Source organism: Kribbella voronezhensis (assembly GCF_004365175.1).
Lineage (GTDB): Bacteria > Actinomycetota > Actinomycetes > Propionibacteriales > Kribbellaceae > Kribbella > Kribbella voronezhensis.
Window position 1 is genome coordinate 1,441,506 of record NZ_SOCE01000002.1, and the last position, 23,173, is coordinate 1,464,678.

Below are 23,173 nucleotides of genomic sequence, written 5' to 3' on the forward strand. Positions count from 1 at the left end.
CATGAAGAGACTCGTCGCGCTCGGCGCGGTGCTGTTGCTCGTCGTCACCGGTTGCAGTGGCAAGAAGGACAACGGCGGCGGCAAGTCCGGCGACGATCCGGTCGCGCTGCTGACCGCGGCCAAGAAGACCATCGACGACGCGGCAAGCGTGCACATCGTGCTGACCGGCAAGGATCTGCCGGATTCCTCGCAGACGCTGGCCAGTGGCGACGGTGTGGCGACGCACGCGCCGGCGTTCAAGGGGAAGCTGACCGTTCGCGCGGCCGGTTCACCCATCGACGCCCAGGTCGTTGCCGTGGGCAGCAAGGTGTACGCCAAGCTGTCGTTCACGCCGAAGTTCATCGAGTTGCCGCCGTCGCAGCTGGCGGGTCTGGGTGCACCGGACCCGTCGATCCTGCTGGACCCGAACAAGGGCCTGACCGCCGTACTGCCCGGTCTGAAGGACGCGGCCATCAAGGGCGACACCCGGGACGGCTCGAAGGTGCTCACCGAGGTGACCGGCAAGGTGACCGGCAAGTCGCTGCAGGGCATCTTCCCGAAGGTGCCGGCCGACCAGGACTTCCCGAGCAGCTTCAAGATCGACAAGGACAGCAAGCAACTGGTGTCGGCGACGATCAGCGGCCCGTTCTACGACGGCGCCACCAGCAGCTACGACATCACCCTGGACAAGTACGGCGAACAGGTAGAGATCACCAAGCCGTGAGCAGTCCCAGGGCGCGGTTGAGCCTCGCCTCGGTTGCTGTCGCCTTCGCTGCCGCGGACACCTACGTCGTCGTACTGGCGTTGCCCGACATGATGTCCGGTGTCGGGCTGTCCGCGGACGAGTTGCAAAGGGCCGCACCGATTCTGTCCGGCTTCCTGCTGGGCTACATCGCCGTACTGCCACTGATCGGCCGGATCGCCGACGTGGTCGGCAGGACCCCTGTGCTCGTGGGCGCTCTGCTGTTGTTCGCAGTGGGGTCACTGATCACCGCAGGGGCCTACGACCTCTCGCTGATCGTCATCGGCAGATTCCTCCAGGGTGTAGGCGGGGGCGGTCTGATCCCGGCCACACTGGCTCTCGTGGCCGACCTCTGGCCGGCCGACAAACGTGGACTGCCGCTAGGCGTGGTCGGCGCAGTACAGGAACTCGGCTCGGTGCTCGGCCCGCTGCTCGGCGCTGTGGTGCTGGCGATCGCCGACTGGCGCTACATCTTCTGGCTGAACCTCACTGTCGCCGTTGTGCTCGCCCTGTTGCTGCGCGGCCGGCAGAGACCGCCGCTGTCGGCTGCGGTCGGCGTGCTGGCTTGTATCGCCCTCGGTCTCACCTTGACTGCTCCAGAGCGACTAGCAACCGGTGTGACGCTCGGCCTGCCGTTCGTACCGTTCGCCGGCGACTCCCGGCTACTGACCCCGATCGGTGTCGCCACACTCGTACTGGCCGTGCTCTGGCTCGTCCTTGTGCTGGTGAAGAACCGCAAGACGCTCGCCGACGTCACCAGCCAGGTCGACGCCATCGGCGCTCTCCTCCTGGCCTTGGCGCTCGCGGGAGTAGTGCTGGCCTTCGCCACCGCCGATCCCGAGCGTGAGGTGATGGCGCCCGCCGGGCCGTGGCTGCTGGTCGCCGCCGCGGTCTTCGCGATCGCCTTCGCGCTCTGGCAGCGCCGCAGCGCGACGGCCATCATCCCGAGCGGGCTACTCGGCGCCAGGCCTGCCTGGGGATCGCTACTGGTCAGCTTTCTCGTCGGCGCCGCACTGATCGCAGCGCTGGTCGACGTACCGGTCTTCGCGCGCACCACTCAGAGTGGCGGCCAACTGGCCGCCGCACTGGTGCTGCTGCGCTTCCTCATCGCCCTGCCATTGGGTGCTGTCATCGGCGGCTGGCTGACCCGTCGGTACGGCCTCGGGCTGATCACTGGCGTCGGGCTCGCCTTGGCCGGCGCGATGTTCGTCCTGATGGCCTTCTGGGAGCGCGGGGCACTCAAGCACGCCCCGGCCACGATCGTGCTGCTGGGCTGCGGCTTCGGCTTCGGCTTGGCGCTGTCGCCGGTCAACACGGCCATGCTGGCCGTCACTCGCGCCGACAGCCACGGACTGGTCAGTGCACTCGTGGTGGTCGCCCGGATGGTCGGCATGCTCGTCGGCGTCTCCGTGCTGACTGCGCTCGGCCTGCGCCGCTACTACACAGTGGTAAACGACATACCGTCGCCGAACGAGCTCTGCCCGAATGCTCCGGGCTCCTGCCGCCCATACGTGGACGCGCTCCGCGAGGCGGGGATTTCACAAGTGCACACGATCTTCGCCGGAGCGGCGGTCTGCGCGTTCGCGGCCGCGGTACTGGCCGTCCTGCTGCTCGGGCGGCGGCCGGTCGACGCACGCAGTACGGCGGCGTGAGGCAGCCAACTGTCCACGGGTGACGACAGTCATGCGATCGTATGGACGGCTCGCGTACCGTGAGGCCCGTGAGTGCGACAACCGACGCCACCGGTCGGCCGGGCCTGTGCTCGACCATCTGCCGGCAGCTGAACGAACCACTTCCCGGTACGGCGGTCGTCGCCACCGGGTGGGTCGTCGTCGAGCAGCCCGGTCCGTGGGGCGCCAAGGCCGCCACCCAGAGTCATCTCGACCCGGAGTTCGGCGGCCGGTTCGACGACGCGTGCAAGAAGGCCGACCTACGGTTCGGACTGATCCGCTCCCCCGGCAAGCATGCCGACGCAACGCCTCGCGCTCACCAGGTCTACGTGGCCTGCACCATCCCCGGACGCAGTTGGCTGCTCGGCGGCCGCGTGGCCGACCCAGTGGAGCTGTCGGCGCTGGACCTGGAAGCCGTACGCCGAGGTGACGCGGACGCCGTACTGGCATCCCTCCCCGACCTGGCCCCGGTGACGCAAAGCGTCCTGCTGGTCTGTACGAACGGCAAGCGCGACGAGTGCTGCGCGCTGCTCGGCCGCCCGATCGTCAACGCGCTCTCCGCTCTGGCGCCCGGCCGGGTCTGGGAGGCCGACCACCTCGGCGGTCACCGGTTCGCACCGACCGCCACCTTGCTGCCGTCCGGAACCATGCACGGGCGGCTCGACCTCGAAACAGCCACCGCCGTGCTCGCCGCGTCCGACCGTGGTGAGACGATAGTGACCAACCTGCGCGGCCGGACCACCTGGTCCAAGCGCGGCCAGGTCGCCGAGATCGCTGTCCGCCACCTCATCGGCGAGGCCGGCCTGGACAGTCTCGGCGTCATCGCGGAAGACCTGGAGACCGTCACGGTCAGCCACACCGACGGCCGGACCTGGACGGTCCCCGTCACCAGCGAATCCGTAGACCCTCCCCGCCCGGAGTCCTGTGGAAAGGAGCCGTTCACCATGTCGATCCTGCGTGCCGGAACCATCATCGGGGGAGAGCTCGGATGACCAACCCAGTGCTGCCCAGCGGCTTCGAGGACCTGCTCGCCGCGAACGCCGACTACGCCGCGAACTTCGCCTACAGCGGATTCGACGGCATCGCCCACGCCGGGATCGGCGTGGTCACCTGCATGGACTCGCGCATCCCCCCGCTGGAGATGCTCGGCCTGAAGCCCGGCGACGCGAAGGTCCTGCGCAGCGCCGGTGCCCGGGTCACCGAGCTGACCCTGACGGGCCTCGTCCTCGGCGTCCAGCTGCTCGGCGTACGCCGGATCATGATCATCCCGCACACCCGGTGCGCGATGGCCTCGATGACCGAGGACGCCATGCGCGCCAAGGTCGAACTGGCCGCCGGCAAGCCGGCCGGCTACCTGCCGCTCAACGTCATCCCCGACCAGCTCGAAGCCCTGCGGCACGACGTCTCCGCCGTCCGCGAACACCCGCTGATCGGTGACGACATCCTGGTCGGCGGCTTCATGTACGACGTGGACACCGGTCACCTCACCCAGATCAACTGACGGCCTCGCCCGCCGAGAGGTCCGACATCCGGATCTCTCGGCCGGCCTGTCAGATCTGATAGACAACCTTTATGAGACTCCGCCCAAGCTCTCTTCTTCCCGCCGTTCTGGCCGGCGCCCTCGCGCTGACCTCCGCCCTGACCACGCTCCCCACAGCGACCGCTGCCCCAGCCGCAGCGCCGTCGACCGCCTGCTTCGACCAGAGCGTCACCGGGACGGTCGAGGAGCAGCGCCTCGACAACGGTGTCGCAGGCGGCCCGTCGGTGCCGGCCGAGATCCTGGCCCGGTCCGGCTTCGATCGCCAGGTCCGCTTGTTCAGCCACCTGCTCTGCGCCGTGCCGAACCGAGCGGTCGCGACGACTCTGGTCCGCGTCCAAGGCGAGCTGCTTTGGCGTACGGCGACGTACCGGGCCCAGCATCCGCAGACAGCGCCTGCTCTGCCGTCGACCGACGACCGCGGTCTCTACTGGGCCCGGATCTCGATGGCCCTCGCGCTCCGTCAATGGCAACCGCACTTCACCCTCGGTACGGCGGACCGCGCCGAACTCATCCGCTCCTTCGAGTACTCCTCCCGCGGTATCACCAGCAGCCGGTTCTCCCCCGGCGTCCACAAGCTCCTGGTGACCGGCTTCGACCCGTTCACGCTCGATGCCGACATCCGGATCGGGAACCCGTCCGGCGCCAACGCGCTGACCCTCGACGGGCAGCGCTGGACGGTGAACGGGAAGACGTACGAGATCCAGACCGTGATGTTCCCGGTCCGCTACACCGACTTCGACGAGAACATGGTCGAGAACGCACTCGCCCCGCACTACCGCGGCGGCCCGCAGCACGCCGACCTGGTGATGACCGCCAGCCAGGGCCGGGTCGGCATCTTCGACCTCGAGGTCTTCAACGGCCGCCGCCGCTCGGTCAGCTCGATCGGCGACAACAACAACCTGTGGGGCGGCGGCACGATCTACGCACCCGTCGTCTCACCGAGCATGCCGCCCGGCCCCGAGTGGCTCACCTCGAGCCTGCCGCTGGCCCGGATGTCCGGCGCGACCGTCCCGGCGCAGTTCCGCACCCGCGTGAACACGTCGGTGCTGGAGATCCCGGCCGGCGAGACACTGCCGGTCCGCCGGCCGGACGGGCCCACTCCTGGATCGATCGCCTCCGAGGGCACCGGCGGCGGCTACCTCTCCAACGAGGTCGCCTACCGCAACACGTTGCAACGCGACCTGCTCGACCCGTCGATGCCGGCCGGGCACCTGCACGTCCCGGTGCTCCAGTTCGACCCCGCGAACAAGACGGCGATCACCGACCCGACGTACGAGACCAACCGCGACCAGATCGTCCAAGGGGCGCACGCCGTACTGCGAGCCGCCCTCGGCTGACCGCCTGCTTTCAGCCGGGACCGCGGGGTGCAGCTTCACGAGTGCACCCCGCGTTCTCACTTCCCGGCGAAACCCGCCCGCGCGGCGTCGAAGGTCTCCATCCCGACCTCGCGCAGATGCGTAGCGAGCACCCAGCGAATCCCGAACGGATCCAGCACGGTCGACTGCCGCGACCCGTGGAACATGTCCACCGGCGGCTTCTCCACCTTCGCCCCGCCCTTCTCCGCGGCGGCGGTAGTCGCGTCGACGTCCGGCACGTAGAGATTCATCCCGTACGTCGGCGGCTGATCCACCGGCGGCGCGTGCACGCCTTGCTCCGGGTAGGCGTCGGACACCATGAAGACAGCGCCGTCCACCTCCAACTCGGCATGCCCGATCCGCCCGTCGGCACCCACGAACGGATCCCACACCAACGTCGCCCCGAACACCTCGCCGTACCACTCGATCGCCTTGGCCGCATCGCGGCAACACAGATACGGCGTCAACACCCGCCCGATCGGCGGCACATAAGACTTGTCGGTCACGCTGACTCCCCCACACTCGATTAGGCGTGAGGACATCTTGCACCCCACAGGGGACACTCAACCGGCCAAGATCACCGGAAATGCTCCCAGCACCGAGGAGAGGTGATGGTCAGGCGCCAGTCCGCCCGCCGCAGGCCGCCGATCACCGACGAGGATCGTCCGCAGCCCCGCCGCGATCCCACCCGCGATGTCGTACGCCGGATGGTCCCCCACCATCCACCCGCCCACCAGCGTCGCCCCGCATCGGTCGGCCGCGAGCCCGAAGATCGCCCGGTCGGGTTTCCGCACCCCGACTTCTTCGGAGATGCAGCAGCAATCGACCGCCGGACCGATCCCCGTGTGCTCGAGCTTCAGGGTCTGTTGGACGGTGCCACCATTCGTCACCACGGCGACCCGCCACCCGGCAGTACGGAGTGAAGTCAGGCCGTCCAGGACGGCTTGATCGACCGAGGTGAACAGCGGATGCTCGCGGTCGTAGGCAGCCACCAGGTCCTCGACCGAGGCGGTCAACCCGAACTGCTCCTTGACCTCGGCGAACAGCTCGGCGCGTGGACGAAAGCCGCCCTCGTCCTTCGCCAGCAACCACGAGACGGCGTCCGCCTCAAGCCGCTCGTTTCCGGCCCACCAAGATGCCCAGGCCGCGAACGCCGCGTCCCGGTCGATCAAGGTGTTGTCCAGGTCGAAGCAGGCGATGGGTGTCATCGGGTGGTCTTTCGGAGGTGGCGGGTGGGCACCTGTCCGTCGTGGCCGCCGACGGACCGGTGCCGGCTGGTCGACTCTCAGTCGATGGTTTGGGCGATTTCCCAGAGGTTGCCGGCTGGGTCGGGGAAGGCTGCGGTGCGGCGGCCCCAGGGGCGGTCGATCGGGCCGTTGAGGAGCGTGCCGCCGTGCGCCTGCAGCGCGGCAGCGGTCGCGTCGATGTCGTCGACCCTGATGGTGTACAGCACCCGCCCACCCGGGGTCGGCGCGGCGCCGGCGCCGATCAGCAGCGGCTCCTCGTCGATCGTGACGAGGTTGAGCATCAGGTTGCGCATCTTCAGCAGGGCGGAGTTGGCGTCCTCGAAGATGATCTTCAGCCCGAACACGCCCGTGTAGAACTCCCGGCAGGCCGCCACGTCGTCGACGAGCAACGTGATGACTTCGAGTTCGTCCAGACCTTTGATCGGGCCGGTGCTCGTCGGGTGGTCGTTGGTCATGATGTCTCTCCTGCTACGTCAGGGCCGATGGCGGCCATGGGTCTTCGGGAAGGACATCGGGACGCCTGGACAGATCTCGACATTCCGGCCGAAAGACGAGCTTCCGGCCGGAATCGCCTAGACGTCGATGCGGGTCTCGTCGAGCTCGTAGGCGCCTTGGACCAGGAATTCCTTGCGCGGCGCCACGTCGTTGCCCATCAGCAGGTCGAAGACGTTCGCGGCGGCCTCGCCGTCGTCGACGGTGATGCGCCGCAGGGTCCGGTGCCGGGGGTCCATCGTGGTCTCCGCCAACTGGTCCGCGTCCATCTCACCGAGACCCTTGTAGCGCTGCGGGGGCTCCTTCCACTTGACGCCCTTCTTCATCAGCTCGGCCGTCTTCCGCTGGTACTCCGCGTCGCTGTAGGTGTAGATGTACTTCTCCTGACCCTTCTTCGGGTTGGTCAGCTCGAAGCGGTGCAGCGGCGGTACGGCGGTGTAGACGCGACCGGCGTCGACCAGCGGCCGCATGTAGCGGAAAAACAGCGTCGCCAGCAGGCAGCGGATGTGCGCGCCGTCGGAATCGGCGTCGGCCATGAAGATGATCTTGCCGTACCGCGCCTGCTCGATGTCGAAGCTGCGACCTGAGCCGGCACCGACCACCTGGATGATCGAGGCGCACTCGGCGTTCTTCAGCATGTCGGCGACCGACGCCTTCTGCACGTTCAGGATCTTGCCCCGGATCGGCAGCAGCGCCTGGAACTCCGAGCTGCGCGCCAGCTTCGCCGTCCCGAGCGCCGAATCACCCTCGACGATGAACAGCTCGGAGCGGTCCACGTCGTTGCTGCGGCAGTCCGCCAGCTTGGCCGGCAACGCCGACGACTCCAGCGCCGTCTTCCGCCGCTGCAACTCACGATGCTGCCGTGCAGCGACCCGCGTCCGCGACGCCGCGACGACCTTCTCCAGCACCGCGCGCGCCTGGGCCTTGGTGGCACCCTTGGTCGAGGTGAGGAACGCCTCCAGCTCGGTCTGCACCACCTTCGCGACGATCCGCGAAGCGGCCGGAGTACCGAGCACTTCCTTGGTCTGCCCGTCGAACTGCGGCTCGGACAGCCGGACCGTCACGACGGCCGTCATGCCTTCCAGTACGTCGTCCTTGATCAGCTCCTCGCCGCTCTTCAGCAGCCGGGTGCCGTTCAGCGCACTGGTGAAGACCTTCGGCAATGCCCGCTCGAAGCCGGCCACATGGGTGCCGCCCTTCGGCGTCGCCACGATGTTCACGAACGAGCGGAGCTCGGTCTCGTAACCGTCGCCCCAGCGGATCGCGATGTCGACGTCGAGATCGCGCTCGACATCGGTCGGCGTCATGTGCCCGGCGTCGTCCAGCATCGGCACGGTCTCGGTGAAGTGACCGGTTCCGGTCAGCCGGATGACGTCGGTGACCTTCTGGTCGGTGGCCAGGAACTCGCAGAACTCGCTGATCCCGCCGTCGTGCTTGAACGACTCCTCGGTCGGCTCGTCACCGCGCTCGTCCCGCACGACGAGCTCGAGGCCCGGCACCAGGAACGAGGTCTGCCGGGCGCGGGTGACCAACTCGTCGTAGTTGAAGGCGGCGTCGCGGGTGAAGATCTGGCGATCCGCCCAGTACCGGATCCGGGTGCCGGTCATGCCCTTCTTGGCCCGGCCGGCCTTGCGCAGCCCCTTGGCCGCCGTGAAACCCGCCGCAGCGCCCTCGCCGTCGAACTCGCCGGCCACGCCCCGACGGAAGGACGTCGTCCAGATCGTGCCACCGCGGTCGACCTCGACGTCGAGCCGCGCGGACAGCGCGTTCACGACGGAGGCGCCGACCCCGTGCAGACCACCGGAGGCGTTGTACGACCCGCCGCCGAACTTGCCGCCGGCGTGCAGTTTGGTGAAGACGACCTCGACACCGCTGAGCTTGGTCTTCGGCTCGATGTCGACCGGGATACCGCGGGCCCGGTCACGCACCTCGACCGAACCGTCCTTGTACAGCACGATGTCGATCCGGTCACCGTGCCCGGCCAGCGCCTCGTCGACGGCGTTGTCGATGATCTCCCACAAGCAGTGCATCAGCCCGCGGCTGTCGGTCGAGCCGATGTACATCCCCGGCCGCTTACGCACCGCCTCCAGGCCCTCCAGGACCAGCAGGTTGCGTGCGTTGTACGTCGGGTCGAGCTCGGCACTGCGAGGCGTCGGGGCGGCCACTGGGCTCCTTCACTGGTTCACCAACAGACAACGTGCTCCGGCCCGCGGCCTTCGCACGCTGACAGCCTACGCAGCCCCTCCCCCAATTTCCGGCAGGCCCGGCTGGGTGGCGCCGGTGTAACCGCCGAGAGCACGGGGTACCGAACGGGAACAGGCAATCACAGCAGAGAAAGGTGTTTCGGCAGGTATCGATCCGGACTCGATCGCGAGTGGTGTACGACACTCCGTCGATCAGCGCGGCGTAGCCGTCTCATCGCGCACAGTGAGAGAAGACACGCCCGACACTCGCCGGAAACAGCAATTCGCCCGAATCCGAAACGATTGCCCGTCAATATGCGTCATAACGGAACAGGTGGTTCGTCTCACATACGGACACGCTGCACCAACCGGGAAGCGATCCGCATGTCAGGATGTTGCTATCTGGTGAGTACGGAACTAGATGAGATGAGGCCTCAAGTGACTACAGCACTCGCCCCGAGCTCGACCCTGTCGGCTGCGGACCGTTGTGACCGCTGCGGCGCGCAGGCCTACGTCCGTGTCACCCTGACCAGCGGTGGGGAGCTTCTGTTCTGCGCCCACCACGGCCGGGAGCACTCGGAGAAGCTGCGCAACATCGCGATCACCATTCACGACGAGACGGGACGGCTCGACGCTGAGCCCGCATCCGTCTCCTCCACGGAGGACGAGCGGTAACCGGCCTCGCAGCGCCCAAGGCGCTTCCCCGCTGATTTCATCGATGGTGGTCACCCTTGCGGGTGGCCACCATCCGTCATCTCTGCCCCCGGCAACCAACTCCGGAGCCACTAGATCATCGGTACGCCGGGCGCGGGCCCGTGGCGGCGAAGTTCCCGCCAGGCCGCGGCCAGCCGGTCCACGGCGTCGCTCATCACCTCGGCCGGATAGCTGAACGGCACCCGGAGATGATCGTCATGCTGCCCTGTCGGATCCATGGCGCGCCCGGCCACCACCTCGACCCCGTGCCGCAACGCGACCTGCGCGAACATCCGCGCGTCGGTGTCCGTCAGCCTGATCCACAGCGCGGAGCCGCCGTCGGGTTCCTGCCAGGTCCATTCCGGTAGTCGCTCCGTCAGCAACTGCCCCATCAGCTTCCGTCGTCCGGTGGCCAGCCTGGCGCGCTCAGCGGTCATCTCGTGCAGCCGGGGCAACAATCTCGCGGTGAGTGCCTGGTCGATCACCGGGCTGCCCAGATCCGCCAGCGCCTTGTGCCGGGCGAGCCGTTCGGCGAGCGGCTTCGGCGCGCGGATCCAGCCGATCCGCAAACCGCCCCAGACCGCCTTCGACACCGAGCCGATCGTGAACACCTCGGCGTTCCTCGGCGCGAAGGCGGCCAGCGGCGGCGGAACATCCGGGCCGGCCGGGTCCCACGCCGAGTAGGCGTTGTCCTCGACAACGACCACGCCGTACTTCGCGGCCAGTTCGGCCACCTGGCGCCGCCGGCTCGCCGACATCAACCGGCCGGTCGGGTTGTGGAAGGTCGGCATCACGAACAGCATCGCCGGCTGATGCTCGGCCAGCGCCGCGGCCAGCAGGTCGGGCCTGATGCCCGCGTCGTCCAGCGGTACGCCGACAACGCGGCCACCCGCTGCGCCGAACAGATCGAAGCAACCCGGCCAGCTCGGTTGCTCGATCACCACAGTCGCGCCGGTCCGCAGGTACATCTGGGTCGCCAGCGCGATCGCCTGGTGCGCGCCGCTGGTCACCACGATCTCGTCTGCCGTCGTCGGCAGCCCGGACCCGCTGAAGTGATCAGCGATCCGTTCCCGCAGGACCTGCAAGCCGCGCGGGTGATAGCCGACGCCTTGCAGGAGCACCGGCAGATCCGTGCGAGCGAGATCTTCCAGCTCACGGGCCAGCTCAGGCATCCCCGGATCGACCGCGTACGTCATCGCGATCACCTCGCCGGGGTCGACGGTGATCCGGTGGAACAACGACTCGCCGTACCCCGTCGGGATCCGTTTGTCCGCGCCGGAACGGCCTCGCCCGGCCGACGCGGCCACCGTCGTACCGCTGCCGCGGCGGCTCTCGACCAGGCCGCGGGCGCGCAGTTCGTCGTACGCCGCGACGACGGTCGACCGGCTGATCGCCAAGGCCTCCGCGAGCGGTCGTTCGGCAGGGAGCCGGGCACCGACCGGGAGTTCGTCAGAGCCGATCAGGGCGGCGATCGCGTCGGCCAGCCGCCGGTAGAGGCCTCCTGGTCCGGGGAGGTGCCGGCCGATCAGCTCGCCGAGAGCGGCAGCTTCTCCAGAACGGTCCACTTCTCCTCGTATTGGCTCGGGTGGACTGCTTCGAACCCAGCCAGGCTAGACCCGGCAAGTCCACAACGGCTCGGAGAGTGAGGAATTGGATGGGGATCGGGCGGGCGCTCGGGATGGTCGGCGCGACGGTGGTGCTGGTCGGGATGCCAGGGCCCAACAACATCTACATCTCACTGCGCAGCCTCACGCAGGGTCGCCGGGCCGGCGTCGTGTCCGCCCTCGCGATCGAGACCGGCTCACTGGTGTACGTCGTCGTCACCTCCCTGGGCCTCGTCGCCCTGGTGCAGGCCTCACCGGCTCTCTTCACGGCGATCACCGTCGCCGGCGGGCTCTACCTGGCGTTCCTCGGCATCAAGTTGCTCAGGGCACCGATCACGGACGGCCCCGGCAGCATCCGAATCGCTCCGCTCGGCCGCGTCTTCCGCGAAGGTGTTCTGGTGAACCTGCTCAACCCGAAGGCAGCTCTGTTCTTCCTTGCCTTTCTCCCCCAGTTCACCACCCGCGGCGCCGGACCGGACCGCCTGCGCACAGAGATGCTCGTGCTCGGCCTGGCCGTGATGGTGATCGGCCTGGCACTCGATCTCTCCTACGCCCTCGGCGCCGACGCCCTCGGCCGGCGCTTCCGCTCCCTCCGCACGACAAGCCGCGCCCGCAACAGGCTCGTTGCCATCGTCTATCTGGGACTCGCGCTGTTCGCCTTGACCACCGCGATCGCGCCGTCCTTCCACTGAACCGAGAGGGTCTCGCCGCCGACGGTGAGACCCTTCATCGTGAGCTGCCGCCAGGGCAGGCCGTCGGCGGGTGTCACCGTCACTGTGCCGTTGGCGACATCCGGGCTGATGCCGAGCGCCGCGACAAGTACGGCGATTGCGGAGGCGGCGGCCCAGGCTTGCGGGCGGCAGGACAGTGGGTACGGCGTGGGGGTCGTCTCCTCCGTGAGGCCGCGGCCGCCGTACAGCTCGGGTAGGCGGTAGCCGAACGACTCGGCTGCACGCAGGAGCCCTTCGACGTACGAGGTGGCGGTGGTGGACGGCGTACCGGCTGAGCGGGCGGCGGCGTACAGGCCTTCGATGGCCATTGCGGTGTCGTGCGGCCAGACGCTGCCGGTGTGGTAGCCGAGTGGGTTGAAGCGAGTCATTGCCTTGGACAACGTTCTCAGGCCGAAGCCGCTGTTCAGCTCGTCGGACGAGAGAACGTCGACGACTCGTTGTTCTTCTTCGGGATCGAGCAAGCCGGTGCCGAGGAGGTGACCGAGGTTCGAGTGGGGACCGGCGACCGGGTTCTTCGCGCCGTCGAGGGCGATGGCCGGGTAGCCGTCGACCCAGAAGCTGTCGCGGAACTTGGTTTTCAAGGTAGCCGCCCAGTCGCGCCAGTGCGCCGCGCCGTCCTCACCGAGAGCTTCGAGGAGTTCGGCTCCCTTCGTGGCGGCCGAGTAGGCGTACGCCTGGACCTCACAGAGTGCGATCGGTGCGGTGGCGATGGTGCCGTCAGGCCATTGGACCGAGTCCGACGAATCCTTCCAGCCCTGGTTCGCCAGGCCGTGGCCGGACTCGTCGATGTACTCGAGGAAGCCGTCGCCGTCCGGGTCGGCGTAGTCGCTCATCCAGCTGAGTGCCTTGCGCAGCGCGGGAACCAGTTCGCGGACCTCGTCGACCGGCATCCCCCAGCGCCAGGCCTTGTGCAGGGTGATGACCCAGAGCTGGGTGGCGTCGTGGGTTCCGTAGTACGTCGCGGGGAGCACGAGACCGCCGCCGTGATCCGTGACGCTGGTGCGGAGCTCGTGCGGGATCTTGCCCGGCTGCTCCGCTGAATCCGGGTCCACCTTGGTGCCCTGCCAAGCGGCGAGCGCACGCAAGGTCCCGGCGGCGAGACCCGGATCGACCGGGATCAGCATGCCCGACGAGATCAGCGAGTCACGCCCGAAGAGCGTCAGGTACCACGGTGGGCCGGCGCCGAGATAGCGCCCTGTGCCGTTCACGGCGAGTTGCAGTCCCGCGACGTCGTCGAGCGATCTGCGGACCCACCGGGCGACCCGGCTGTCGTCGCAATCGACAGCCACCTGCTCGTACGCCGGTCGGTCGGCGGGCGGATCGATGCTGAAACCGTCCGGCTCCGGGAAGGTCGCGGAGACCCGCAGTGCCAGGGTGAACTCGTCACCCGCGGCGATCTTGGGCTCCCAGACCAGGCCCTCGGAGGCGCTCGGCTCGAACCGGGCGCTGACCCGGATACCGTCCGACTCCCAGGTCAGCGCATCGGCTGACGAGGTCGCGGTGAGATCGGGCAGGCCGGCCGCGGCGCCACTGCGGATGGCCGCGATCCCGGCGAGATCGGTGCCCAAGGCAACTTCCAGCCGCGGCGTGATCTCGGTGCGGGAGCGGTTGACGACGGTGAGCTGCTCGGTGAGGCCGTCGCCGTCGACCGTCCGGGTGCGCCGCAGCGTGACGGTCGGGTCGTGGCCCGGATCGCCCAGCCCCTCGAGGACGGCGACGAATTGGTGGGTGCAGGCGTTCTGCTCGTCGACATGGAGTGGTAGCGGTGGCCGGCCGTCGACCGTGACGGCCAGGCGCGACAGGATGCGCCGGTCGCGGGCGTAGACACCCTCGCCTTCGTCGGATCCGCCGGTGAGCTGTCCGGAGGGCGGGGACAGCACCACCCAGGGAGCGGCGATCGCGGTCACGAGTTCGTGGAGCTGAGCCATGTCTCCACCCTAAGCCGGGCGATTTGCGGCACAGTGGCGGTGTGAACAGCGTCGCGACATTCCTGGTCGGAGTAGCGATCTTCGTCGGCATCATCGGCATCGTGATCCCGGTGCTGCCCGGCGCGATCCTCAGTCTGGCCGCGATCCTGATCTGGGCCCTGGAGGAGCAGAGCGCCACCGGCTGGGTCGTGCTGTCCGCCGCGGTGGTGCTGATCGGGGCCAGCCAGGTGGTCAAGTACATCGTGCCCGAGCGGCGGCTGCGCGAGTCCGGCGTACCGCGACGATCGATGCTGATCGGGATCCTGCTCGGCATCGTCGGGTTCTTCCTGATCCCGGTGGTCGGCCTGTTCGTCGGGTTCCCGCTCGGTGTCTATCTGTCCGAGCGGCAGCGACTCGGCACACACGACCAGGCCTGGGTCTCCACGAAACACGCCCTGCGCGCGACCGGCCTGTCCATCCTGATCGAGTTCATCGGTACTTCGCTGGCCGCGGCCGTCTGGCTGGTCGCCGTCCTGTTCCTGGTCTGACGACCTGTTCCCGGTCCGGCGATTGCCAGCCGGTTGCCAGGTTGGCCGGAGGTTGGTCTCAGGAACGCGACGCAGGGTGGGACGACCAGCATCAGGTGCACTGCCTGGTGCGTAGTACCGGGAGGCAGTTCAGTATGGCGTCGTTCCAGAAGCTCACCGAGAAGCGCTGGCGGGTAGCCGGCACGGTCGCCGCGGTCGCGGTCACCACGGCGGCCGGCGGCGTCGCCTGGGCCACCACCGGCGCCGACCCGACTCCCTCGCCGTCCACGTCACCGTCGGCGCCTGCCGTGCCCGACCCCGGCAAGGGCCCGGGCGGCATGGGCCGGCACGGCGAGTTCGGGATGATGGGTGCGCTGCACGGCGAGTTCGTCGTCGAGAAGCAAGGCGGCGGCTACCAGACCGTCGCCACCCAGCGCGGCGAGGTGACCGCGGTCAGCAAGGACTCGATCACGGTCAAGAGCGCCGACGGGTACAGCAGGACCTACACCCTGACGGCCGACACCCTCGTCAACGCGGCGCGCGACGGGATCGACAGCGTGAAGACCGGGAACCAGGTCTCGGTCAGGGCGATCGTCGCCGACGGCAAGGCCACGGCCGCCAGCGTGGACGACGGCACGGTCCGCGACGCGGCCGGCCAGAAGTGGGGCTTCAAGCACGGCCCGCGCTGACCGCGGACTGACACTCACAGCCGATTGCCAGGAACCTTCCAGGAAGAGCACGGGTGCGGGCGTCAGACTGTCGTCATGAGCCCGCATCTGCTGGTGGTCGACGACGAGCCGAACATCGTCGAACTGCTCTCCGCGAGTCTGCGCTTCGCCGGGTACGACGTGTCCACGGCGACCCACGGCGCCGAGGCCCTCCGCAAGGCGCGCGAGGTCGAACCGGACCTGGTCGTGCTGGACGTGATGATGCCCGGCCTGGACGGTTTCGAGGTGGTCCGCCGCCTGCGCGGTGAGGACCGGCACGTACCGGTGCTGTTCCTCACCGCGCGCGACGCCGTCGAGGACAAGGTGCTCGGCCTGCACACCGGCGCCGACGACTACGTCACCAAGCCGTTCAGCCTCGACGAACTGGTCGCCCGCGTCCGCGCGCTGCTGCGCCGCTCCGGGCATCGCGAGCAGACCACCACCGAGGCGGCCATCCTGCGGTACGCCGACCTGGAGCTGAACGAGGACAGCTACGAGGTGTTCAAGGCCGGTGAGGCGGTGCAACTCTCCCTCACCGAGTTCAAGCTGCTGCGCTGCCTGCTGGAGAACGCCGAGCGGGTGATGTCGAAGGGCCAGATCCTCTCGGCGGTCTGGAACTACGACTTCGCGGGCGACGCCGGCGTGGTCGAGTCGTACATGTCCTACCTGCGCCGCAAGGTCGACACCGGCGACCAGAAGCTCCTCCACACCGTCCGCGGAGTCGGCTACGTCCTGCGCACCCCAAGAGGCACGAACTGATGCCCCACCGCCGGCTGGCCGAGCGCTACCCGCTCCGCATCACCATCGTCCTGGTGCTGCTGGCCCTGGTCACCGCCGCCCTGCTGGCATCAGGCGTCATCGCCACCACCATCATGCGCGGTTACCTGGTGGACAGGATCGACAGGCAACTCCTCGACACCAGCAAGCAGTTCGCGAACCGCGACTTCGGTCCAGGGCAGCCTCCACCGGTCTCCAGGGGCGAGCGTCCGCGACTGCCGAGTGTCTTCATCCTGCAGCGCTTCGCCAACGACGGCACCCAGCTCGAAGGGCCGTTCCAGGAGCCGTTGAACGAGTCCGCAGCGCAGCCGAAACTGCCGACTCTGACCCTCGACCAGGTCGTGGCGATGAACAACAAGGCCTTCAACGTGCCGGCGGTCAGCGGTAGCGCGACCTTCCGCGTCATTGCCAGCCCGAGCCGCAACGGCGACGGCTACGTGATGATCGCGCAAAGCCTTGCGGACATGGACAAGACGCTCGACCGGCTGGTCGGCGTACAGGTCGCCACCGGTGTGATTCTGCTCGTGCTGCTGGCCGGGGTGGGGACGTATGTCGTACGGCGTAGTCTGCGCGGGCTGGAGGATGTCGAGCACACCGCGGTGGCGATCGCGGGTGGGGATCTGAGCCGGCGGGTGCCGCAGCGGGATCCGCGGACCGAGGTCGGGCGGTTGTCGCTCGCGCTGAACCAGATGCTCGGGCAGATCGAGACCGCGTTCGCGCAGCGGACCGCCTCGGAGTTCGCGGCGCGCAGATCCGAGGACGCCGCTCGGCGCTCGGCCGAGGTGGCGCGGGAGTCCGAGGACAACGCGCGGCAGTCGGAGGAGCGGATGCGGCGGTTCATCGCCGACGCCTCGCACGAGTTGCGCACGCCGCTGACCTCGATCAGAGGGTTCGCCGAGCTGACCAGGCAACGCGGCAGCATCGACCCGGCCACGATGAAGCGGATCGAGGACGAGGCGAAGCGGATGGGGCTGCTCGTCGACGACCTGCTGCTGCTGGCGCGACTCGATCAGCAGCGGCCGCTCCAGCATCAGCCGGTGGACCTGCTCACGCTGGCCGGCGACTCGGTGCACGACGTCCAGGCGCTGCAACCGGACCGCTCGGTGAAGTTCCAGATCCTGCCCGGTTCGGCCGCGCCTGTCGTCGACGGCGACGAGGCGCGGCTACGGCAGGTGCTCGGAAACCTGGTCAGCAACGCGCTCCACCACACACCGGTCGAGGCCCCGATCACGGTCTCGGTCGGTACCCGCGACAACGAGGCCGTCCTCGAAGTCGCGGACACCGGCCCCGGCCTGTCCGAGGAACAGAAGGCCAAGGTGTTCGAACGCTTCTACCGCGCCGACTCGGCCCGCACCCGAGCCACCGGCGGCTCGGGCCTGGGCCTGTCGATCGTGGCGGCTCTCGTCGCCGCCCACAACGGCCACGTCACCGTCACCGACACCCCCGGCGGCGGCGCCACCTTCACCGTCCACCTCCCCCTCGCGCCTTGACGCACCTGATCAGCCATCGAGTCCCAGGAACCGACTGCTACCGCGACAAGATCGCGCGCTCGGCAACCGTCCAGGTCGTCGTGGTGAGCAGGTAAAGTCCTGCGGCCAGCGGGATGAAGGCGGCGGTGGCGAGCGTGCCGTACGGCAGTACTCGGGTCAGCTGCCCCACAAGTCCGCTCGGCTGAGTATCAGCCGACCGAGCCTGCCAGCGAGCCGAGAAGTAGGCAACCACAGCAAGCAGTACGGCGAGGCCGAGGTACACGGGCGTCGAGGTGAGCAGCGGCCAGTGCACGCCGAGCGGCGCACCGAACAAGGTGCCGCTGAGCAACTGGTTCGACTGACCAGCCACGACTGCAGTGGAGAACAAGCGGTACATCACCCAGAAGAACGGCAGCTGAGCAAGCGTCGGCAGGCAGCCGGCGAACACCGAGCCGGACTCCGCCTGGAGCGCGGCGATCTCCCGATTCAGCCGCTCCGGATCGCCCTTGTGCCGCTCGGAGATCTCCTTCAGTTGCGGAAGGAGGGCTGTGCGGGACTTCGTCCCGTGAGCAGCGCGGATGCTGAGTGGGAGGAGGGCGAGACGGACGGCCACTGTGCAGGCCACGATCGCCAGCGCGGCGGAGTACGGGCCGGTGAGGGGTTCGAAGGTCTGGGCGATCCAGAGGACCAGGTGGTACGCGCCGCTGACGGGCACGTCGAGGAAAGCAGGCATGACGAAGCTCCACGAGTGAGAAAGGGATGAGGTAGCGAGAGAACTCGGCTACCTTCCCGGTGCTCGTGGGCGCGGCCGGCCGGGCGCGTCGGGGTCGCGGAGTGGGAGGTACGCGGCCTTGCGGGTGGACTCACGCAAAGCGGTGGCGCGGGCGAGCAGTGGTGCGGCCGTCGGGCGGCTCGCGGCGGCGCGGGAGACGAGCAGTACGGCGAACAAAGCGGCCGCCGCCGTGAGCACGGCGGCGGCCAGGAGACCCGTGTCGGGTCCGAGGGCAGGGATCACCAGCGTCCAGACGCCGGCGAAGCCCCTGCCCATCAGAGCGCCATCAGTCGAGGTAGTCCCGCAGCACCTGCGAGCGCGACGGGTGCCGCAGCTTCGACATCGTCTTGGACTCGATCTGGCGGATCCGCTCGCGCGTCACGCCGTACACCTTGCCGATCTCGTCCAGGGTCTTCGGCTGGCCGTCGGTCAGACCGAAGCGCATCGAGACGACGCCGGCCTCCCGCTCGGACAGCGTGTCCAGTACGGCGTGCAGCTGCTCCTGGAGCAAGGTGAACGAGACGGCCTCGGCCGGCACGATCGCCTCGGAGTCCTCGATCAGGTCACCGAACTCGGAGTCACCGTCCTCGCCAAGCGGGGTGTGCAGGGAGATCGGCTCGCGACCGTACTTCTGCACCTCGATGACCTTCTCCGGGGTCATGTCGAGCTCCTTGGCGAGCTCTTCCGGAGTGGGTTCGCGACCGAGGTCCTGCAGCATCTGACGCTGCACCCGGGCCAGCTTGTTGATGACCTCGACCATGTGCACCGGGATCCGGATGGTGCGGGCCTGGTCGGCCATCGCCCGGGTGATCGCCTGCCGGATCCACCAGGTCGCGTAGGTGGAGAACTTGTAGCCCTTGGTGTAGTCGAACTTCTCGACCGCACGGATCAGACCGAGGTTGCCCTCCTGGATCAGGTCCAGGAACAGCATGCCGCGGCCGGTGTAGCGCTTGGCCAGCGAGACGACCAGTCGCAGGTTGGCCTCGAGCAGGTGGTTCTTCGCCCGGCGGCCGTCCTCCGAGATCCACTCGTACTCGTCCTTGACCTTGTCCTTGAGCTTGGTGGCCTCGTCGCCGATCTGCTCCTCGGCGAACAGGCCGGCCTCGATCCGCTTGGCGAGCTCGACCTCCTGCTCGGCGTTCAGCAGCGGGACCTTGCCGATCTGCTTCAGGTAGTCCTTGACCGGGTCGGCCGTCGCACCGGCGACCATCACCTGCTGCTCGGGCTCGTCGGTCTCGTCGGCCTCGGAGACGACGAAGCCCTCGCTCTCGCTGAGCTCCTTCTCCAGCGGCTTCACAGCCTCCGGGGAGAAGTCCGACTCGTCGACCTCGTCGAGCGCACGCGGCTTACCGGTCTTCGGGTCGACAGCCAGACCCGCCTCGGACACGGCCTTCTTCGCCGGCGCCTTCTTGGCGGCGGCCTTCTTCGCGGCGGGAATACCGTCCTCCTTGGTGGACACAGCAGCCTTGGTGGCCGCGGCAGCGGCCTTCTTCACGGGGGCCTTCTTGGCGGCAGGTTCGGTTACTCTGGCGCTGGTCCTCGGAGCCGTGCTGCGGGCGGTGGCGGCCACGGCCCGGCCGGACTCGGCGGGAAGGTTCTCGGACGAGCTGGACGACACGAATTACCTCTCGTCTGACGATGTGCAGTCTGCAGGGTTACTGGTACTACTAATACAGCGTTGTCATGCCATGATTTTGGTGGCGGCTCGCTGGTCAGGCGGCAGCAACACTCCATTGTAATCCGCGAGCCAAGCCCAACCGTTCCACGCCCCCCGTGCTGGCGCGTCATCACGCTGCGAAACGCTGCGAAACGGCCTGCAGGCAGGAGATCCGTTACCGAACCGACGCCTGGGCGCGCCGGTTCAGCCGGCTTGTACTTCAGGGTTCAACTGTTCCTGGTCTGCCGCATCGGCCGCGCCACCACGCGCTTCTCGACCTTCTGCTCCATCTTGAACTGACGCACCTTCACCAGGGAGGCCACGTCGATGACGTCCGCGACGGACTTGTAGGCGCCGTCCTCGCCGTACGGCTCGGACGCCTCCCGCCAGCCCCGCGGCCGCACCTTCAGTTGTTTGCCGAGCAGCGCGACGAAGATCTTGGCCTTCTGCGCGCCGAAGCCGGGCAGCGCGGACAGCCTGGCGAGCAGGTCGTCGCCGGACTTCACGTCGGCCCAGACGGCCGAGGCGTTACCGCCGTACTCCTCGTCCAGGTGCTTGGCCAGCGTCTGGATCCGGGCCGCCATCGCGGTCGGGAACCGGTGCACGGCCGGCGGACCGGCCACCACCTCGACGAAACCGTCCGGGTCGTAGGCGGCGACCGTGGACGGGTCGAACGGGCCATCCATCCGCTGGGCGATCGCGACCGGACCGGCGAATGCCCGCTCCATCGGGATCTGCTGGTCCAGCAGCATCCCGACCAGCAACGCGAAAGGGTCCCGGCTCAGCATCTCGTCGGCGTCGGGCTGCTGCGCGAGGCACAGCTTCTTGCTGCGTGTCGAAGTCACCTCAGTCCTCCTCCCCATCAGACAACTCAGGCTCGGCCTTGACGGCCAGCACCGGACACGGAGCGTCGAGCAGCACCCGTTGCGCGTTGCTGCCGAGGATGAGCTTGCCGACCGGGGACCGGCGCCGCAGGCCGATCACGATGAACTCCGCGTGCACCTGCTCGGCGACGGCCACCAGGTCCTCCGCCGGGTCGAGTCCACGCACCAGTTGCCGTACCTCGTACGGCACGCCGGTCGAGTCGAGCTGCTCCCGTACCTCCGTCAACGCGGCGTCACTCGCCGCGGCCTCGTCGCTGTCGAAGCTGCGTCCGCCCCGGTGCGAGTTCACCACCACCAGCTTGGCGTCGCGTAGCTTCGCCTCCTCCGCCGCCCGTCTGAGCGCGGCGCGCCCCTCGGACTTCGGGACATACCCCACGACGATGGTCGTCATCGACTTGCCTCACCTCCGGGTGTCTTCCACCACACGGTCGACCCGTTCCGAACGATACTGCCCTGAACCCGCGTCGGCATCTGTGGAAATGCACCACCTGTGTCGCATCCGTGACCCTCCGGCAGTTGTGCCCGAAACACGAGGCGCGGCACGCCGTCTGGTTCACCCCTGCATACCCCCGTCGCCGGGTTCTAACCCCGTTGCCGAAGGCAAGTTGCGCAAGCGTCGCGGTGTCCTACGTTGTCTGGTTGGCTAACCGGTTCAGTCGATCGGCCATTCGTGCACCGGCGTGTTCTCGTGCATGTGCTCGCGATAGCGGCTGAGCATGCCGCGCAGCGCGTCGCGCCGACCGTGCGATCCCTTGGTATACAAGCGGTGGAACTCGTCGGCCTGCCAGGAAGCGCCGTTGCGGTTGGTCAGGCAGCGCTGTTCGATGATGCCGAGCAGGCGATCGCGGACCGCCGCGTCGACACCCCAGGAGTCCAGCCCCTGCGACGCCAACGGCAGCAGGCGCCGCAGTACGAGCTCGGTCGCGCGCGCCGTACCGACGCCGGGCCAGAAGACCTCGGCGTCGATGCCCTGGCGGGCCGCCTCGTGGAAGTTCTCCTCCGCGGCGCTGAACGACATCTGCGACCAGATCGGCCGTTCGTCGTCGGCCAGTGCGCGAACCAGGCCGAAGTAGAAGGCGCCGTTGGCCATCGTGTCGACGACCGTCGGCCCGGCGGGCAGCACCCGGTTCTCCACCCGCAGATGCGGCTTCTCCCGGACAACGTCGTACACCGGGCGGTTCCAGCGGTAGATCGTCCCGTTGTGCAGGCGAAGCTCCGAAAGAGCCGGGGTGTCGCCGCGATCCAGGACGGCGATCGGGTCCTCGTCCGAGGTCACCGGCAACAGTGCCGGGTAGTACCGCGAGTTCTCCTCGAACAGGTCGAAGATCGAGGTGATCCAGCGTTCGCCGAACCACACCCGCGGCCGGACCCCCTGCGTCTTCAACTCGTGCGTGCGGGTGTCGGCGGCCTGCTCGAACAGAGCGATCCGGGTCTCCCGCATCAATTCCTTGCCGAACAGGAACGGCGAGTTGGCGCCGACCGCGAGTTGCACGCCGGAGATCGCCTGCGCGGCGTTCCAGTACCGCGGGAAGGCCTCGGGCGTCACCTGGAGATGGAACTGCGTCGACGTACAGGCGGCTTCGGGCAGGATGCTGTCCGCGGTCACCTGCAGCCGCTCGATCCCGTCGATCGCGATCTGCACGTCCTCGCCGCGGGCCTGGAAGACCTGGTCGTTCAGCAGCGTGTACCGCGGGTTGGCGCTGATCGCCTCGCGCGAGATGTGCTGCAGCATCAGCGTCGGCAGGATCCCGACGACCACCATCTTCGAACCGGTGCGGGCGGCCTTGTCCTCGGCCGCGTTGAGGCTGTCGCGGATGGACTTCTCCATCACCTCCAGGCCGGTGCCGTCGATCTGGCCCGGCGGGACGTTGATCTCGATGTTGAACCGGCCGAGCTCGGTCTGGAACGCGTCGTCCTCGATCGCGTTCAGCACCTCGGCGTTCTTGAACGCCGGGTCGCAGTTCTCGTCGACCAGGTTCAGCTCGATCTCGATCCCGGTCATCGGCCGCTCGGCGTCGAATCGCGCCTCGCGCAACATCCGGGCGAACGCGTCCAGATTGCGATGGACCTGATCGCGGAACGCGGTCCGATCCGCCCGGGTGAATTCGACCCGGTCGACTTCCTCGCCCATCTGCGCCTCCGCTGTCGGTTACTGCGCCTCCGGTACCTGGCCTCAGTCTGCCTGAACCCTGCCTTTCGTGTGACCTGGATCGCGTCGCCGTTCACCAGGTGGTACG

At 68.4% G+C, this 23,173-nt stretch carries 23 protein-coding genes; 11 read left to right on the forward strand and 12 right to left on the reverse strand.

The window, feature by feature from the left end; translation table 11 throughout:
* The first annotated feature begins 1 nt into the window (after window position 1).
* The 5 genes from EV138_RS33855 to EV138_RS33875 all read left to right on the forward strand — a co-directional run bounded on the left by EV138_RS33855 (window position 2) and on the right by EV138_RS33875 (window position 5,268).
* On the forward strand, window positions 2-703 hold the full coding sequence (locus tag EV138_RS33855; RefSeq protein WP_133984131.1) for an LppX_LprAFG lipoprotein: 702 nt from the start codon (window positions 2-4) through the stop codon (window positions 701-703).
* The gene (locus EV138_RS33860) at window positions 700-2,373 is read left to right on the forward strand and encodes an MFS transporter (RefSeq protein ID WP_133984133.1); all 1,674 of its coding nucleotides are present in this window, start codon (window positions 700-702) and stop codon (window positions 2,371-2,373) included. The genes EV138_RS33855 and EV138_RS33860 overlap by 4 nt, the downstream gene beginning before the upstream one ends.
* Window positions 2,374-2,441: 68 nt before the next feature.
* Complete coding sequence (locus tag EV138_RS33865) at window positions 2,442-3,383, forward strand: ferredoxin family protein (protein WP_238158550.1); 942 nt, start codon at window positions 2,442-2,444, stop codon at window positions 3,381-3,383.
* Complete coding sequence (locus EV138_RS33870; RefSeq protein ID WP_133984138.1) at window positions 3,380-3,892, forward strand: beta-class carbonic anhydrase; 513 nt, start codon at window positions 3,380-3,382, stop codon at window positions 3,890-3,892. Before EV138_RS33865 ends, EV138_RS33870 begins: the two co-directional genes overlap by 4 nt.
* Window positions 3,893-3,963: 71 nt before the next feature.
* Entirely contained in the window at window positions 3,964-5,268 is a 1,305-nt protein-coding gene (locus tag EV138_RS33875; RefSeq protein ID WP_133984140.1) for a pyroglutamyl-peptidase I, read from the forward strand.
* 56 nt (window positions 5,269-5,324) lie between these two features.
* On the opposite strand, the gene EV138_RS33880 is transcribed toward EV138_RS33875, so the two are convergent.
* The 4 genes from EV138_RS33880 to EV138_RS33895 form a co-directional block, all read right to left on the reverse strand.
* Complete coding sequence (locus EV138_RS33880; protein ID WP_166678846.1) at window positions 5,325-5,792, reverse strand: VOC family protein; 468 nt, start codon at window positions 5,790-5,792, stop codon at window positions 5,325-5,327.
* A 57-nt stretch (window positions 5,793-5,849) separates the two neighbouring features.
* The gene (locus EV138_RS33885; protein ID WP_133984144.1) at window positions 5,850-6,494 is read right to left on the reverse strand and encodes an HAD family hydrolase; all 645 of its coding nucleotides are present in this window, start codon (window positions 6,492-6,494) and stop codon (window positions 5,850-5,852) included.
* A 77-nt stretch (window positions 6,495-6,571) separates the two neighbouring features.
* Window positions 6,572-6,988, reverse strand: coding sequence for a VOC family protein (locus EV138_RS33890; protein WP_133984146.1), 417 nt, complete (start codon window positions 6,986-6,988; stop codon window positions 6,572-6,574).
* 117 nt (window positions 6,989-7,105) lie between these two features.
* Window positions 7,106-9,190 (reverse strand): DNA gyrase/topoisomerase IV subunit B, encoded by a 2,085-nt coding sequence (locus tag EV138_RS33895; RefSeq protein WP_133984148.1) that lies wholly within the window; start codon window positions 9,188-9,190, stop codon window positions 7,106-7,108.
* A 444-nt stretch (window positions 9,191-9,634) separates the two neighbouring features.
* Here EV138_RS33895 and EV138_RS33900 point away from each other — a divergent pair, with 444 nt between their 5' ends.
* Window positions 9,635-9,883 (forward strand): DUF7455 domain-containing protein, encoded by a 249-nt coding sequence (locus EV138_RS33900; protein ID WP_238158551.1) that lies wholly within the window; start codon window positions 9,635-9,637, stop codon window positions 9,881-9,883.
* A 110-nt stretch (window positions 9,884-9,993) separates the two neighbouring features.
* Here EV138_RS33900 and EV138_RS33905 read toward each other — a convergent pair whose 3' ends face one another.
* Window positions 9,994-11,466, reverse strand: coding sequence for an aminotransferase-like domain-containing protein (locus tag EV138_RS33905; RefSeq protein WP_202867039.1), 1,473 nt, complete (start codon window positions 11,464-11,466; stop codon window positions 9,994-9,996).
* An 89-nt stretch (window positions 11,467-11,555) separates the two neighbouring features.
* On the opposite strand from EV138_RS33905, the gene EV138_RS33910 reads away from it, so the two are divergent.
* Entirely contained in the window at window positions 11,556-12,197 is a 642-nt protein-coding gene (locus tag EV138_RS33910) for a LysE family translocator (protein WP_133984154.1), read from the forward strand.
* On the opposite strand, the gene EV138_RS33915 is transcribed toward EV138_RS33910, so the two are convergent.
* On the reverse strand, window positions 12,140-14,164 hold the full coding sequence (locus tag EV138_RS33915) for an amylo-alpha-1,6-glucosidase (protein ID WP_133984156.1): 2,025 nt from the start codon (window positions 14,162-14,164) through the stop codon (window positions 12,140-12,142). The two genes, EV138_RS33910 and EV138_RS33915, sit on opposite strands and share 58 nt — an antisense overlap.
* 41 nt (window positions 14,165-14,205) lie before the next feature.
* Between EV138_RS33915 and EV138_RS33920 the strand changes: the two genes are divergently transcribed.
* The 4 genes from EV138_RS33920 (at window position 14,206) to EV138_RS33935 (ending at window position 17,644) form a co-directional block, all read left to right on the forward strand.
* A complete protein-coding gene (locus EV138_RS33920; protein WP_112247524.1) occupies window positions 14,206-14,691 on the forward strand; it encodes a DUF456 domain-containing protein in 486 nt (161 codons plus the stop codon).
* 134 nt (window positions 14,692-14,825) lie between these two features.
* The gene (locus tag EV138_RS33925; RefSeq protein ID WP_133984158.1) at window positions 14,826-15,359 is read left to right on the forward strand and encodes a hypothetical protein; all 534 of its coding nucleotides are present in this window, start codon (window positions 14,826-14,828) and stop codon (window positions 15,357-15,359) included.
* Window positions 15,360-15,434: 75 nt separating this feature from the next.
* Window positions 15,435-16,136, forward strand: coding sequence for a response regulator transcription factor (locus tag EV138_RS33930; RefSeq protein WP_133984160.1), 702 nt, complete (start codon window positions 15,435-15,437; stop codon window positions 16,134-16,136).
* On the forward strand, window positions 16,136-17,644 hold the full coding sequence (locus EV138_RS33935; protein WP_133984162.1) for a sensor histidine kinase: 1,509 nt from the start codon (window positions 16,136-16,138) through the stop codon (window positions 17,642-17,644). The genes EV138_RS33930 and EV138_RS33935 overlap by 1 nt, the downstream gene beginning before the upstream one ends.
* Before the next feature lie 37 nt (window positions 17,645-17,681).
* On the opposite strand, the gene EV138_RS33940 is transcribed toward EV138_RS33935, so the two are convergent.
* The 6 genes from EV138_RS33940 to EV138_RS33965 all read right to left on the reverse strand — a co-directional run bounded on the left by EV138_RS33940 (window position 17,682) and on the right by EV138_RS33965 (window position 23,067).
* A complete protein-coding gene (locus tag EV138_RS33940; protein ID WP_133984164.1) occupies window positions 17,682-18,356 on the reverse strand; it encodes a YidC/Oxa1 family membrane protein insertase in 675 nt (224 codons plus the stop codon).
* 48 nt (window positions 18,357-18,404) lie between these two features.
* A complete protein-coding gene (locus tag EV138_RS33945) occupies window positions 18,405-18,671 on the reverse strand; it encodes a DUF6412 domain-containing protein (RefSeq protein WP_133984166.1) in 267 nt (88 codons plus the stop codon).
* Between the two features lie 10 nt (window positions 18,672-18,681).
* Window positions 18,682-20,013 (reverse strand): RNA polymerase sigma factor, encoded by a 1,332-nt coding sequence (locus tag EV138_RS33950; RefSeq protein WP_133984168.1) that lies wholly within the window; start codon window positions 20,011-20,013, stop codon window positions 18,682-18,684.
* A 266-nt stretch (window positions 20,014-20,279) separates the two neighbouring features.
* Window positions 20,280-20,897 (reverse strand): HhH-GPD-type base excision DNA repair protein, encoded by a 618-nt coding sequence (locus tag EV138_RS33955; RefSeq protein ID WP_202867040.1) that lies wholly within the window; start codon window positions 20,895-20,897, stop codon window positions 20,280-20,282.
* 1 nt (window position 20,898) lies between these two features.
* On the reverse strand, window positions 20,899-21,327 hold the full coding sequence (locus EV138_RS33960; protein WP_112247498.1) for a universal stress protein: 429 nt from the start codon (window positions 21,325-21,327) through the stop codon (window positions 20,899-20,901).
* 261 nt (window positions 21,328-21,588) lie between these two features.
* Window positions 21,589-23,067, reverse strand: a complete 1,479-nt coding sequence (locus EV138_RS33965; RefSeq protein WP_133984172.1) for a glutamate-cysteine ligase family protein — start codon at window positions 23,065-23,067, stop codon at window positions 21,589-21,591.
* Window positions 23,068-23,173 lie beyond the last annotated feature (106 nt).

Excerpts from the sequence above, each read along its gene's own strand:
- EV138_RS33875 (WP_133984140.1), top strand. The coding sequence starts at position 3,964 with ATGAGACTCCGCCCAAGCTCTCTTCTTCCCGCCGTTCTGGCCGGCGCC.
- EV138_RS33925 (WP_133984158.1), top strand. The coding sequence starts at position 14,826 with ATGGCGTCGTTCCAGAAGCTCACCGAGAAGCGCTGGCGGGTAGCCGGC.
- EV138_RS33870 (WP_133984138.1), top strand. The coding sequence starts at position 3,380 with ATGACCAACCCAGTGCTGCCCAGCGGCTTCGAGGACCTGCTCGCCGCG.
- EV138_RS33900 (WP_238158551.1), top strand. The coding sequence starts at position 9,635 with ATGAGGCCTCAAGTGACTACAGCACTCGCCCCGAGCTCGACCCTGTCG.
- EV138_RS33855 (WP_133984131.1), top strand. The coding sequence starts at position 2 with ATGAAGAGACTCGTCGCGCTCGGCGCGGTGCTGTTGCTCGTCGTCACC.
- EV138_RS33965 (WP_133984172.1), bottom strand. The coding sequence starts at position 23,067 with ATGGGCGAGGAAGTCGACCGGGTCGAATTCACCCGGGCGGATCGGACC.
- EV138_RS33890 (WP_133984146.1), bottom strand. The coding sequence starts at position 6,988 with ATGACCAACGACCACCCGACGAGCACCGGCCCGATCAAAGGTCTGGAC.
- EV138_RS33945 (WP_133984166.1), bottom strand. The coding sequence starts at position 18,671 with ATGGGCAGGGGCTTCGCCGGCGTCTGGACGCTGGTGATCCCTGCCCTC.
- EV138_RS33910 (WP_133984154.1), top strand. The coding sequence starts at position 11,556 with ATGGGGATCGGGCGGGCGCTCGGGATGGTCGGCGCGACGGTGGTGCTG.
- EV138_RS33960 (WP_112247498.1), bottom strand. The coding sequence starts at position 21,327 with ATGACGACCATCGTCGTGGGGTATGTCCCGAAGTCCGAGGGGCGCGCC.
- EV138_RS33940 (WP_133984164.1), bottom strand. The coding sequence starts at position 18,356 with ATGCCTGCTTTCCTCGACGTGCCCGTCAGCGGCGCGTACCACCTGGTC.
- EV138_RS33935 (WP_133984162.1), top strand. The coding sequence starts at position 16,136 with ATGCCCCACCGCCGGCTGGCCGAGCGCTACCCGCTCCGCATCACCATC.
- EV138_RS33930 (WP_133984160.1), top strand. The coding sequence starts at position 15,435 with ATGAGCCCGCATCTGCTGGTGGTCGACGACGAGCCGAACATCGTCGAA.
- EV138_RS33915 (WP_133984156.1), bottom strand. The coding sequence starts at position 14,164 with ATGGCTCAGCTCCACGAACTCGTGACCGCGATCGCCGCTCCCTGGGTG.
- EV138_RS33885 (WP_133984144.1), bottom strand. The coding sequence starts at position 6,494 with ATGACACCCATCGCCTGCTTCGACCTGGACAACACCTTGATCGACCGG.